Origin of the sequence: Aminobacter sp. Piv2-1 (genome assembly GCF_037625995.1) — a bacterium.
GTDB lineage: Bacteria > Pseudomonadota > Alphaproteobacteria > Rhizobiales > Rhizobiaceae > Aminobacter.
This window is the reverse complement of record NZ_JARKMU010000002.1, coordinates 51,705-63,675: the sequence shown is the minus strand read 5'-3', so window position 1 is coordinate 63,675 and position 11,971 is coordinate 51,705. Positions and strand designations below refer to the sequence as shown.

At 66.9% G+C, this 11,971-nt stretch carries 15 protein-coding genes; 3 read left to right on the top strand and 12 right to left on the bottom strand.

The window, feature by feature from the left end:
• Nucleotides 1-28 precede the first annotated feature (28 nt).
• The 8 genes from kdpF to ubiE all read right to left on the bottom strand — a co-directional run bounded on the left by kdpF (nucleotide 29) and on the right by ubiE (nucleotide 5,526).
• Nucleotides 29-118 carry a K(+)-transporting ATPase subunit F gene (kdpF, locus tag AmiPiv_RS04085; protein ID WP_340036012.1) on the bottom strand — a complete coding sequence of 30 codons (90 nt, stop codon included), beginning with the start codon at nucleotides 116-118 and terminating at the stop codon, nucleotides 29-31.
• A gap of 11 nt (nucleotides 119-129) precedes the next feature.
• The gene (locus tag AmiPiv_RS04080) at nucleotides 130-342 is read right to left on the bottom strand and encodes a hypothetical protein (RefSeq protein ID WP_340036010.1); all 213 of its coding nucleotides are present in this window, start codon (nucleotides 340-342) and stop codon (nucleotides 130-132) included.
• A gap of 130 nt (nucleotides 343-472) precedes the next feature.
• Nucleotides 473-1,078, bottom strand: a complete 606-nt coding sequence (gene gstA / locus AmiPiv_RS04075) for a glutathione transferase GstA (protein ID WP_340036008.1) — start codon at nucleotides 1,076-1,078, stop codon at nucleotides 473-475.
• 104 nt (nucleotides 1,079-1,182) lie between these two features.
• Nucleotides 1,183-2,400, bottom strand: coding sequence for a bifunctional phosphopantothenoylcysteine decarboxylase/phosphopantothenate--cysteine ligase CoaBC (coaBC, locus tag AmiPiv_RS04070; protein WP_340036007.1), 1,218 nt, complete (start codon nucleotides 2,398-2,400; stop codon nucleotides 1,183-1,185).
• An 18-nt stretch (nucleotides 2,401-2,418) separates the two neighbouring features.
• Nucleotides 2,419-2,820, bottom strand: coding sequence for a type II toxin-antitoxin system VapC family toxin (locus AmiPiv_RS04065; RefSeq protein WP_340036006.1), 402 nt, complete (start codon nucleotides 2,818-2,820; stop codon nucleotides 2,419-2,421).
• The gene (locus AmiPiv_RS04060) at nucleotides 2,817-3,077 is read right to left on the bottom strand and encodes a FitA-like ribbon-helix-helix domain-containing protein (RefSeq protein WP_340036005.1); all 261 of its coding nucleotides are present in this window, start codon (nucleotides 3,075-3,077) and stop codon (nucleotides 2,817-2,819) included. The genes AmiPiv_RS04065 and AmiPiv_RS04060 overlap by 4 nt, the downstream gene beginning before the upstream one ends.
• An 84-nt stretch (nucleotides 3,078-3,161) precedes the next feature.
• Nucleotides 3,162-4,736 (bottom strand): 2-polyprenylphenol 6-hydroxylase, encoded by a 1,575-nt coding sequence (ubiB, locus tag AmiPiv_RS04055; protein ID WP_340036003.1) that lies wholly within the window; start codon nucleotides 4,734-4,736, stop codon nucleotides 3,162-3,164.
• A gap of 13 nt (nucleotides 4,737-4,749) precedes the next feature.
• Nucleotides 4,750-5,526 (bottom strand): bifunctional demethylmenaquinone methyltransferase/2-methoxy-6-polyprenyl-1,4-benzoquinol methylase UbiE, encoded by a 777-nt coding sequence (gene ubiE / locus AmiPiv_RS04050; protein WP_340036002.1) that lies wholly within the window; start codon nucleotides 5,524-5,526, stop codon nucleotides 4,750-4,752.
• A gap of 110 nt (nucleotides 5,527-5,636) precedes the next feature.
• On the opposite strand from ubiE, the gene AmiPiv_RS04045 reads away from it, so the two are divergent.
• From AmiPiv_RS04045 to AmiPiv_RS04035, 3 genes are all read left to right on the top strand, one after another.
• A complete protein-coding gene (locus AmiPiv_RS04045; protein ID WP_340036001.1) occupies nucleotides 5,637-6,611 on the top strand; it encodes an adenosine deaminase in 975 nt (324 codons plus the stop codon).
• 102 nt (nucleotides 6,612-6,713) lie between these two features.
• Nucleotides 6,714-7,340 (top strand): uracil phosphoribosyltransferase, encoded by a 627-nt coding sequence (gene upp, locus AmiPiv_RS04040; protein WP_340036000.1) that lies wholly within the window; start codon nucleotides 6,714-6,716, stop codon nucleotides 7,338-7,340.
• A gap of 113 nt (nucleotides 7,341-7,453) precedes the next feature.
• Entirely contained in the window at nucleotides 7,454-7,996 is a 543-nt protein-coding gene (locus tag AmiPiv_RS04035) for a TIGR02281 family clan AA aspartic protease (protein ID WP_340035999.1), read from the top strand.
• Between the two features lie 73 nt (nucleotides 7,997-8,069).
• Here AmiPiv_RS04035 and deoA read toward each other — a convergent pair whose 3' ends face one another.
• The 4 genes from deoA to AmiPiv_RS04015 all read right to left on the bottom strand — a co-directional run bounded on the left by deoA (nucleotide 8,070) and on the right by AmiPiv_RS04015 (nucleotide 11,970).
• Complete coding sequence (gene deoA, locus AmiPiv_RS04030) at nucleotides 8,070-9,389, bottom strand: thymidine phosphorylase (RefSeq protein WP_340035998.1); 1,320 nt, start codon at nucleotides 9,387-9,389, stop codon at nucleotides 8,070-8,072.
• Between the two features lie 252 nt (nucleotides 9,390-9,641).
• On the bottom strand, nucleotides 9,642-10,448 hold the full coding sequence (locus AmiPiv_RS04025; RefSeq protein WP_340035997.1) for a purine-nucleoside phosphorylase: 807 nt from the start codon (nucleotides 10,446-10,448) through the stop codon (nucleotides 9,642-9,644).
• The gene (gene cdd, locus AmiPiv_RS04020; RefSeq protein WP_340035996.1) at nucleotides 10,445-10,837 is read right to left on the bottom strand and encodes a cytidine deaminase; all 393 of its coding nucleotides are present in this window, start codon (nucleotides 10,835-10,837) and stop codon (nucleotides 10,445-10,447) included. The genes AmiPiv_RS04025 and cdd overlap by 4 nt, the downstream gene beginning before the upstream one ends.
• Nucleotides 10,838-10,998: 161 nt before the next feature.
• Nucleotides 10,999-11,970, bottom strand: coding sequence for an ABC transporter permease (locus AmiPiv_RS04015; protein ID WP_340035994.1), 972 nt, complete (start codon nucleotides 11,968-11,970; stop codon nucleotides 10,999-11,001).
• Between the last annotated feature and the right edge of the window lies 1 nt (nucleotide 11,971).

Here is an 11,971-nt window from a genome sequence, read left to right as displayed (position 1 = left end):
AGCTTTCCGAACATGCGCGGGACGGTCTTCAGAACCGTTCAGGGCGGATGAGCGCGTAGGTCAGGTAGGCGAGCAGGAACACGGTCACGCCGCCGCCGAGGATATAGTCGAACAACATCGGGCGCTTCCTCAGAGGATGTCGCAGGCTTTGACGTAGGCGAAGCACATGGCGAAGAAGACGACGCCTATGGCGAGTACGAAGATGTCCATCTCCGTGGTCCTTTCCTGAATTTCATCCCGGCAGGCGGGCGTTAGATCGATGCACGACACGACGACGCCTGCGGTGCGGGCGTCGTCGGCAGAGCTGTCGATGTCAGGGAGGAATCTGGGGCCGAACCGCATTAAGGTTCGAGAGAGCGGCGCCCTGAAAGAAATAGGAATTGCATAAAGAAAACGGCCCTCGGGCGGATGCCTGAGGGCCGTCTTGTCGTCAGGTTCGGAACCGCCGCGTCAGCCGCAGAGATCGCAGGGATCAGGCCAGGCCTTCGGCGCGCAGCGCCTTCTGCACGGCCGGGCGGGCGGCCACGGTGCCGAGATAGCGCTGGATATTGGCGAAGGAAGTCAGGTCGATGCCGACATGCCTGGCCCAGCCGAGGATCGTCCAGAGATAGGCGTCGGCCGCGGTGAAGACGTCGCCCATCAGGTAGGAGCGGCCTTCGAGCTTGCCGTCGACATAGGCGAGGCGCCTGGCGAGCAGCTCGCGGTTGATCTCCTTGGTGGCCTCGGGCGTGTTGGGCTTGAAGAAGGCGCCGAAGACCTTGTGCAGCTCGGTGGCGACGAAGGCCAGCCACTGCTGGACACGGTAGCGCGCCATGTCGCCGGCCTTCGGCATCAGGCCCGTCTCGGGCTTCTGGTCGGCCAGGTACTGCACCAGGACCGAGGATTCGGTCATCAGCTCGCCGTCGCCGAGGACCAGCGCCGGCACGTAGCCGTTGGGGTTGGTGGCGAGGAAGTCCTGCTGGGTTTCGGTGGTCTTGGTCTTGCCGTCGACCTTGACGAGTTCGAGGTCGATGCCGGCTTCGTTGGCGACGATGTGCGGGGCCAGCGAGCACGCGCCGGGCATGTAGAAAAGCTTCATTTCCGAGGGAACTCCGGATGGGTGGGGTTTTGGTTTCGCACGCACGCGCGAAGCGGCCAAGACACCATCCGGTGAACACTATGTTTTCACAGGCGAAACACCGCTCAGACAGTGATCGTCCTGAGCTTCTCGGCGATCAGCTGGGCAAGCCGCTCGGCCACTTCTTCCTTGGGCAAATCGGGCCATTCGTCGACGCCTGATTTGCTGACGATCTTCACCCGGTTGCGATCACCGCCCATGACGCCGCCCTCGTGGCTGACGTCATTGGCAACGATGAAGTCGGCACCCTTCCTGGCGAGCTTGGCCTGGGCGTTCCTGAGCACGTCCTGGGTCTCGGCGGCGAAGCCGACGACCAGATAGGGCCGCTTGGCATGATGGCCGACGCCGGCAAGGATGTCGGGGTTCTCGACCATCTGCAGCGCAGGCGGCCCCTCGCCCGCCACCTTCTTGATCTTCTCGCCGGCGGAGGCGGCGGTGCGCCAGTCGGCGACGGCGGCGACGAAGATGGCAGCGTCGGCCGGCAGCAGTTGCTCGACGGCGTCGCGCATCTCTCGCGCGCTCTCGACATGCACGGTCTTGACGCCGGCGGGATCTGCAATAGTGACCGGGCCGGAGACGAGGCGGACGTCGGCACCGAGCCGGGCGAGCGAAGCAGCGAGCGCATGGCCCTGCTTGCCCGAGGAGCGGTTGGCGATGTAGCGCACGGGATCGATGGGCTCGTGCGTCGGACCCGAGGTGACGATGATCTTGCGGCCCGACAGCGGCTTGGGCCGGGCATCCAGCAACTCCTCGACGGCGCCGACGATCTGCAGCGGCTCGGCCATGCGGCCCTCGCCGGCCTCGTTGCTCTCGGCCATCTCGCCCTTCATCGGGCCGATGAACGCGACGCCATCCTTTTCGAGGGTGGCGCGGTTGCGGCGCGTCGCCGGGTGCGACCACATCTTCGGGTTCATGGCCGGCGCCAAGAGCACCTTCTTGTCGGTGGCGAGCAGCACGGCGGAGGCGAGATCGGAGGCATGGCCGTTGGCGAGCTTGGCCATCAGGTCGGCGGTGGCGGGGGCAACGACGATCAGGTCGGCCTCGCGCGCCAGCCTGATGTGGCCGACATCCTGCTCGTCCTGACGGTCGAAGAGATCGGTGAAGACGTGGTCGGCGGTGAGCGCGCCGACCGACAGCGGCGTGATGAATTCCTGGGCGGCTGAGGTCATGATCGCCCGCACCGAGGCACCGCGCTCGCGCAGCCGGCGGATCAGGTCGAGCGACTTGTAGGCCGCGATGCCGCCGCCGATGATGAGCAGGATGCGCTTGCCGGAAAGGAACATGCCAGGTCCGCCGTGGTCTCAGGCCGGCTTGAATGCCGGCTCGATGTCGGTATGGATGAAATCGTCGCCCTTGAAAAGCAGCGGGACGTTGCGGGTTTTCGCAAGCGCATAGGCGAAGCAGTCGCCGAAATTGAGATCAGCTGCGTGGCCGGAGCCGCGGCCGAAGCGGCGATGTGCACTTACGGCTGCGTCGGCGAGGTCGCGATCGAAGGCGACGACGTCGAACTGCAGGACCTGCGCAAGCCGCTGCAGCCGGGACAATCCATCCGATCCGAGCTTGTTCGACACGACGATACCCGTCTCGGCCCAGGTCGGGGCGCACACCAGGACCGGCGAACCGTACATGAGGCGCGCCATGTCCGCCGCCTCAGGCTCCGCGGCAAGGAATGCAAACAAGGCCGAAGTGTCGACGGCGATCATTTGGGCCGATCAGCCTCGTAGAGATAGTCCCAGACCTCGTCCTGCGCCTTTCTGGAATCGACGGGCGTGTCGGGCTTGCGGGACAGGCTCATGATGTCGTCGAAGGAGACCTTGAGCAGCCGGCGATTGCCGTTCCTGACATCGCGGGTGATGAGGTCGCGCGCCTCCTGCTCCATCGACACGCCGCGAGCCGCAGCGCGTTCGCGCAGTTCCTGCTTCACGTCGTCGTCGAGGTTGCGGATGGTCAGCGTGCCCACGGCATGGCTCCTGTCTCACCCAAAGATAGCGCGGGCAGGCAATGCATTCAATGACAGCATTGCTAGCAATGCTGTCATGTCGCGTCAGAGCAGCTTCCAGGCGATGTAGAGCAGGGTCAGCGCGATCACCCAGAGCGCTATGCGGCCGGAGCGGGTGTGGCGGGCCTCGGCCTTGCCGATGGCGTGGGCGGTGGCCTGGTCGAAGCGCAGGCCGTTCTCGGCCATGGCGTCGATCTCGCGCGACAGGCGCTCTGCGCGGGCAGACAGATCGGGTGCCTGGCGGGCCAGCGACAAGAGCGCGCCAAGGCCGTCGCGGGCGTCGATCAGCAGGCCGCGCGGGCCGAGATTGCCGGCGATCCAGTGGCCGACCACCGGCTCGGCGGTCTTCCACATGTTGAAGGCGGGATCGAGCGAGCGGGCGACGCCCTCGACCACGACCATGGTCTTCTGCAGCAGCACCAGTTCCGGCCGCGTCTCCATGTCGAACAGCTCGGTGACCTCGAACAAAAGGGTCAAGAGCTTGGCCATGGAGATGGTCTCGGCCGGCTGGCCGTGGATCGGCTCGCCGATGGCGCGGATGGCCTGGGCGAAGGCGGCGACATCGTGCCGGCGCGGCACGTAGCCGGCCTCGAAATGCACTTCGGCGACGCGGGTATAGTCGCGGGTGATGAAGCCGTAGAGGATCTCGGCGAGGAAGCGGCGCTCCTTCTTGCCGAGGCGGCCGGAAATGCCGAGGTCGACGGCCACGATGTCGCCCTTGGCGTCGACGAACATGTTGCCCGGGTGCATGTCGGCATGGAAGAAGCCGTCGCGCAGGGTGTGCCGGAGGAAGGACTGGACCAGCGTCGCGGCAATCGCCTTCAGGTCGTGGTTGGCGGCGCGCAGGCCTTCGATGTCGTTGAGCTTGATCCCGTCGATCCACTCCATGGTGAGCACGTCGCGGCCGGTGCGCTCCCAGTCGATCGACGGCACGCGGAAGCCCGGATCCTCCTTGGTGTTCTCGCCAAGCTCGGAATAGGCGGCGGCCTCGAGGCGGAAATCCATCTCGACCTTGGTGGTCTGGGCCAGCGTCTCGGTGACCTGGACCGGGCGCAGGCGGCGGCTCGACGGGATGTAGCGTTCCTGCAGCCTGGCGGCGAGGAAGTAGCTTTCGAGATCCTGGAAGAAGCGCTTGCGCACGCCGGGCCGGATGACCTTGACCGCAACCTTGCGCACGCCGTCGGCGGTCGCCACCTCGGCCGGATGGACCTGGGCGATGGAGGCGGCGGCGACCGGCTCGCCGATCCGGACATAGAGGTCCTCGACCTTGCGGCCGAGCGAACCCTCGATGGCGGAAACGGCTTCCGGCATCGGGAAGGTCGCCATGCTGTCCTGAAGCAGCGCCAGGTCGAGCGCGATCTCGTCGCCGACGACGTCTGGACGGGTGGCCAGGAACTGGCCGAGCTTGACGTAGGACGGGCCGAGACGGGCGATGGCGTTGGCAAGGCGGTCGCTGCGCTGCTTGGTGCGGGCGCGGCGACGGGTCAACAGCTTCGCCACCCGCCAGCCGAACCTGGGCAGGCCGTCGAGCTGGTCGCCCGGCAATGCCGCGACCACGCCCTCGCGCACCATGATCCAGCCGGCGCGGGCGAGCCGGAAAGACGCCCCGATACTGCTCATCGTGCGCCGTCCGTCAAAGCTTCCAGCCCGAATGCAGGGCCGCGATGCCGCCGGTGTAGTTGCGGAAGGAGACGCGATCGAATCCGGCGCGGGTCATCATCGCGGCAAAATTCTGCTGGTTGGGGAACTTGCGGATCGATTCGACCAGATAGGAATAGGGCTCGGCTTCGCCGGTGACGGCCTGGCCGATGCGCGGAATGGCGTTGAACGACCAGGCCTCGTAGACGCGGTCGAGCAGCGGCATGTCGACCTCGGAGAATTCGAGGACCATGATGCGACCGCCCGGCTTGAGCACGCGCCAGGCTTCGGCCAGCGCCACGTCGATGCGCGGCACGTTGCGGATGCCGAAGGCGACGGTGTAGGCGTCGAAGGTCTCGTCGGCGAATGGCAGTTCCTCGGCATTGGCCTCGACGAAGTCGGTCTGCTTGGCAAGGCCGCGCTTTTCGGCCCGCTCGCGGCCCACGGCCAGCATCGAGCCGTTGATGTCGAGGACCGTGGCGTGCGCGTTGCCGTGCGAGGCATCGATGATGCGGAAGGCGACGTCGCCGGTGCCGCCGGCCACGTCGAGGACCTTCCAGCCGGGGCGACGCGGCGGATTGAGCCAGGCCACCATGCCATCCTTCCAGACCCGGTGCAGGCCGCCCGACATCAGGTCGTTCATCAGGTCGTAGCGGTTGGCGACCTTGTGAAAGACCTCGTTGACCAGGCCCTGCTTCTCGGCCGCGCCGACATTGCGGAAACCATACGAAGTTTCCATGCCGCCGGCGGCCGTCGTCCGTTGTTCTGACATTTTCTTGTCCAATCAAATCCGGCGGGACCATAGCCGATCACACCAGCCGGCGCTATTGTCTGAGGCGCGGTTTTCAGCCGCGCCCGCGCCGAGAGGACGAGGAAAAACATATGCCATTGAAAGCCGAGCTGCACTGCCACATAGAAGGCGCTGCCGCTCCCGAACTCGTAATCCGCCAGGCGCAGAAATACGGCAAGGATCACTCCCCCTTCATCCAGAACGGCTCTTTCGTATGGAACGATTTCACCTCGTTCCTCGCCGCCTATGACTTCTCGGCCGACCTGTTCCGCACCGAAGAGGATTATGCCCGGCTTTCCGAGCACTACCTGACCAGCCTTGCCCGCGACGGTGCGATCTATTCCGAGGTCTTCACCTCGCCGGACCATGCGATCAAGGCAGGGCTCACGCCCAAGGCCTATACCGACGCACTTGGCGAAGGCATGGAGCGAGCCAAGGCCAAGACCGGCATCGAGGGCCGCATGATCGTCACCGGCGTGCGCCATGTCGGGGTCGATTCGATCGAGGCGGCGGCGCGTTTTGCCGCCAAATGCGACCATCCGCTGGTGACCGGCTTCGGCGTCGCCGGCGACGAGCGCATGGGCGACTTCGAGGACTATGTGCGCGCCTTCGAGATCGCCCGTGAGGCGGGGCTCGGCATCACCATCCATGCCGGGGAACTCTTGGGCTGGGAGAGCGTTCAGGCAGCGCTCGACCACATCCGCCCCTCGCGCATCGGCCACGGCGTGCGCGCCATCGAGAACCCCGACCTGGTCCGGCGCATCGCCGACGAGGGCATCGTGCTCGAGATCTGCCCGGGCTCGAACGTGGCGCTCAAGGTGTTCGGCAGCTTCGCCGAGCATCCCTTCACGCGGCTGCGCGGCGCCGGCTGCAAGGTGACGCTGAACTCGGACGACCCGCCCTATTTCTGGACCAGCCTGAAGCGCGAATACGACATCGCCGCCGAGCATTTCGGCATGGACGAAAAGGCGCTGGCGGCGACGACCCGCACCGCGATCGAGGCGGCGTTCGTCGACAGGAAGACGAAATCCGTCCTGCTGGCCAAGCTGGACGGCCAGAAACGCTGATTTTCACCGACAAAACTGTGGTTCGAGGCAGGCAGGTCGTTGGTAGGCGACGTACCTGCCGATAGAATGGCGGCAATTTCCGAGTTTCCAGGAGCGTAAGCCATGACCGTGACCGTCGTCGACCATCCGCTTGTCCAGCACAAGCTGACCATCATGCGCGACAAGGAAACCTCGACGGCCGGGTTCCGGCGCCTGCTGCGCGAGATCTCGCTGCTGCTCGGCTACGAGGTCACCCGCGACCTCGAACTGACCACCAAGACCATCGAGACGCCGATCGAGACGACGGAAGCGCCGACGCTCGAGGGCAAGAAGCTGGTGTTCGCCTCGGTGCTGCGCGCCGGCAACGGCCTGCTCGAAGGTCTGCTGGACCTCGTGCCGGCGGCGCGCGTCGCCCATGTCGGGCTCTACCGCGACCACGAGACGCTGGAGGCGGTCGAATATTTCTTCAAGGCCCCGAGCGACCTCGGCGACCGCCTCGTCATCGTCGTCGACCCGATGCTGGCGACGGCCAATTCGGCCATCGCGGCAATCGACAAGCTCAAGGGCCGCGGCGCCACCAATCTGCGCTTCCTCTGCCTGCTCGCCTCGCCGGAGGGCATCGAGCGCTTCACCAAGGCGCATCCCGACGTGCCGGTGTTCACCGCCTCGATCGATCGCTCGCTCAACGAGAAGGGCTACATCGTGCCTGGCCTCGGCGACGCCGGCGACCGCATGTACGGCACCAAATAGCCGGCTTAACCGGCTGTTCACCGCCTTTCGCAACGGCGTCCGCCCGGCCGCCGCCGTTAAAGCCCCGATCACCTTGTGCCGCCTAGGATGACGCCAAAACAAGAGGCGTCACAATGCTGCGTAAACTGATCATATTCGGCGTCGCCGCCGGTACGTCGGCGTCGTTGCCGACGCTGTACGAGAAGAATGGCGACACGTTCAGGGCGCTGCTGACGGCTTCTTCAGGAAGCGAGACGGCGGCCGAGAATCCGGTCCAGGCCAATGTGGCGGCCACGTCGACGGGCGCGCGGCGGGTGGTGATCGACCAGGATCTGCGCGGCCATTTCACCGCGACCTTCAAGCTCAACGGGCGCTCCGTCGACGCCATGGTGGACACCGGGGCGACGGTGGTTGCGATCAACCTCTCGACCGCGCGCAAGGCCGGCGTGAAGGTGGCGGCGGCCGACTTCACCCAGGAGGTCAACACCGCCAACGGCGTCGCCAAGGCCGCGGTGGCGCGCATCGACAGGTTGCAGATCGGCCGCATCAGCGTCGAGGACGTGCCGGCCGTGGTGCTCGAGGACAAGGCGCTGGAAGGCACGCTGATCGGCATGAGCTTCCTGTCGCGGCTGAAGAAGTACCAGGTCGAGAACGGCGCGCTGCTGCTGGTGCAGTAGCACGGTAGCGCGCCTTTCGAGGCTCGCCCGTTCTACTTGGAGGTGACCCATTGCCGTTGTGCGGGCTCGCACCTCAATCCTGCGGCGCGATCCGCCGGACAATCGCCTTGGCGGCGGCGGGCCTAACCTCGCCTATCGCATAGGCCGCAAGCACGGCCGCGGCGGCCGCCTCGGCCTGAGCCTGGCTGCGGGCGTGGATGACGGCGAGCACATCGCCCGTCCGCACCTGCGCACCGACGGGCAAGAGCCCAGTGATGCCGACGGCGTGATCGACCTTGTCCTGCGGTCGCGTGCGGCCACCGCCGAGCGCGACCACGGCCAGACCAATGTCGCGGGTAGCGATGGCCCTCACATAGCCCGCGCGCGGGGCTTTCACGGCAAGCTGCACGTCCGCTTTGGGCAGGTGCTTGCCCGCATTCGACACGAAGTCGGCCGGCCCGCCGAGGATCGACACCATGCGGCCGAAGATGTCGGCGGCGGTGCCGTCCTCCAATGCGAGCCGCACCCGCTCCAGCCCTTCGCGTTGCGAGCTGGCCCGGCCCGCGGACAACAGCATCTCGGCAGCGAGCGCCAGCGTGACCTCTTCCAGGCGCGGGTCGCGGAAGCGGCCGGTGAGGAAATCGACCGCGTTCCGCACCTCGACGGCGTTGCCGGCGGCGGACGCCAGCGGCTGGTTCATGTCGGTGATGAGCGCGGTGGTCTTGAGGCCGGCGCCGTTCGCCACCTCGACCAAGCTGGTGGCCAGCGTCGAGGCATCGCGCGTCCTTTCCATGAAGGCGCCGTTGCCGAGCTTGACGTCCAGCACGAGGGAACCCAGGCCGGCGGCGAGCTTCTTGGACAGGATCGAAGCCGTGATGAGCGGCACCGATTCCACCGTCGCGGTGACGTCGCGCACGCCGTAGAAACGTTTGTCGGCGGGGGCAAGGTCGGCGGTCTGGCCGATGATGGCGCAGCCGGCCTCGCGCACGGTGCGACGGAAGAGAGCGAGGTCGGGCTGGCTGGCATAGCCCGGGATCGAATCCATCTTGTCGAGCGTGCCGCCGGTGTGGCCGAGGCCGCGGCCGGAGATCATCGGCACATAGGCGCCGCAGGCCGCCACGATGGGCGCGAGCATCAGCGAGACGTTGTCGCCGACGCCGCCGGTGGAATGCTTGTCGGTGGCCGGGCCCGGCAGGTCGGACCAGTCGAGCACGTCGCCGGAATCGCGCATCGAGGTGGTCAGCGCCACCGCCTCGCCGCGGCCCATGCCGTTGAAGAAGACGGCCATGCCGAAGGCGGCGATCTGGCCCTCGGACACCGCCCCTGAGGTGATGCCGGCGACGAAGGCGCGAATCTCGTCGGAGGTGAGTGCCTTGCCGTCACGCTTGCGGCGGATGATTTCCTGGGGGAGCATCAGTGGGCGCTCGCGGACCGGACAGGGTGGCGCTCTACGTTGCCCCCCTCTGGTCCTGAGTTGGTCGAAGGGCCGGCCATCTCCCCCACAAGGGGGGAGATTGGCAGTGGCACCCTCGCCGCTCGTCCAGCGGCGTTGGCGATTGGCGAAATCAGCGATGACAGCCAATCTCCCCCCTTGTGGGGGAGATGGCCGGCAGGCCAGAGGGGGGCGCGAAGGAATGCAAAGCTCTCCAATTGCCCCGCCCCCGGCTCACGCATCGAACGAGCCCTTCTCGAAGGCCTTGCGCAGGACCGAGGCGAGGCGCGCGCCGCCGATGGGGGCCATGTCCTTGGTCTCGCTGTGCGACAGCTCGGCGCCGGTCATGCCGGCGGCGAGATTGGTGACGACCGAGCAGGCGAGCACCTTGAGGCCGAGGAAGCGGGCGACGATGACCTCGGGCACGGTCGACATGCCGACCGCATCGGCGCCGAACAGGCGCGCCATGCGGATTTCGGCCGGGGTCTCGAAGGACGGGCCGGAGAACCACATGTAGACGCCCTTGTGCAGCTCGATGCCGGCGTCGGTGGCGGCGGCTTCGAAAGCCTTGCGCAGGCCCGCGTCATAGGCCTCGGTCATGCCGACGAAGCGGCGGTCGGTCGGCTCGCCGAACAGCGGGTTGGTGCCGGAGAAATTGATGTGGTCCTCGATCAGCATGATCGAGCCGGGCAGCATCCCGGGCCTGAGCGAGCCCGCCGCGTTGGTGAGCAGCAGCCGGGTCACTCCGATGCCGGCCAGCGTCTCGATCGCAGGGCGCATGACCGAGGCGTCGCCGTGCTCGTAGTAATGGGCCCGTCCGGCCATCATGATGATCGGGCGACCGCCGAACAGGCCGGCGACGATCTCCCCGGCATGGCCGGTCACGCCGCTGCGCGGAAAATCCGGCAGCTCGGCATAGGGAATGCGGACGGCATTCTCGACCTCGTCGACGAGGTTGCCGAGGCCGGAGCCGAGCACCAGCGCGGTCGACGGCGCGAGCCCGCCGAGGCTTTCGACGAGACGATCGACGGCTTCCTTCATTTCAGGATCTCTCCCTGGAACCCGTAGGGCAGCATCTGGCCCATGGTCACGGTCTCAACCACGCCGGTTTCGTCGCAAAGATAGAGCTTGGTGTCGGCGCTGGCGAACTCGGCGAGGCGCTGGCGACAGCCGCCGCAGGGCGTGATGCGGGCCATGCGCGCCGCCACCACGGCGATCTCGGTGATCTTGCCGCCGCCGCCCATGATGTAGTGGCCGAGCGCCGTGGTTTCGGCGCACCAGCCTTCCGGATAGGACGCCACCTCGATGTTGGCGCCGGAAAAGACGCGGCCGTCCTCGGTGCGCAGCGCCGCGCCCACGGGGAATTTCGAATAGGGCGCGTAAGCCTTGGCCATGGCGGTCTGCGCCGCCTGGAAGAGATCATGGGACATTGCGGCATCCTGAAGTCTGCCCCTCACCCTTACCCTCTCCCCGTGAAGAACGGGGAGAGGGAGGCGTCAGCGTCGCAACTGCCCCCTTCTCCCCGTCATTCACGGGGAGAAGGTGCCGGCAGGCGGATGAGGGGCGTTTTGGAAATTCGATCATCCGGCGCTCACCGCTCCTTCACATAGGGCACGCCGCCGGCGCGCGGCGGGATGGCCTTGCCGATGAAGCCGGCGAGCAGGATGACGGTGAGCACATAGGGCAGCGCCTGCATGAACTGCACCGGCACCTTGCCGATGACCGGCAAGGGCGTGCCCTGCAGGCGGATCGACAGCGCGTCGAGGAAGCCGAACAGCAGGCAGGCAAACATCGCCGGCACCGGGCGCCACTTGGCGAAGATCAGCGCGGCCAGCGCGATGTAGCCACGGCCGGCGGTCATGTCCTTGACGAAGCCGGCGTTCTGGGCGAGCGCCATGTAGCTGCCGGCCATGCCGGTGAGGATGCCGGTGCAGATGACGGCGCGGTAGCGCAGCCAGGCGACCGAGATGCCGGCGGTGTCGACCGCGGCCGGGTTTTCGCCGACGGCGCGCAGGCGCAGCCCGAAGCGCGTGCGGAACAGCACCCACCAGGTGAACGGCACGGCGAGGAAGGCGACGTAGGTCAGCAGCGAATGCCCCGACAGCAGGCCCGAATAGAGCTGGCCGATGACGGGCACGTCGCGCAGGGCGTCGGCTCCGGGCAGGTTGATCGCGCCGAAGCGGGCCTCGGGGGGCAGCGACGGCGTGCGGCCGCCCTGCTGGAACCAGGCCTGGCCGAGGATGATGGTGGAGCCGGCGGCGATGAAGTTGATGGCGACGCCCGAGACGATCTGGTTGCCGCGATGGGTGATCGAGGCGAAGCCGTGGACCAGCGCCATGCCGATCGACACCAGGATGGCGACGAGAAGCCCGATCCAGGCCGAGGCGAACACCGCGGCGGCCGCAGCCCCGGCAAAGGCGCCGGCGAGCATCTTGCCCTCGAGGCCGATGTCGAACACGCCGGCGCGTTCGGAATAAAGGCCGGCGAGGCAGGCGAGCAGCAGCGGCACCGAGACGCGGATGGTCGAGTTCAGGACGTTGATGAGCGTGTCGATGAATTCCATC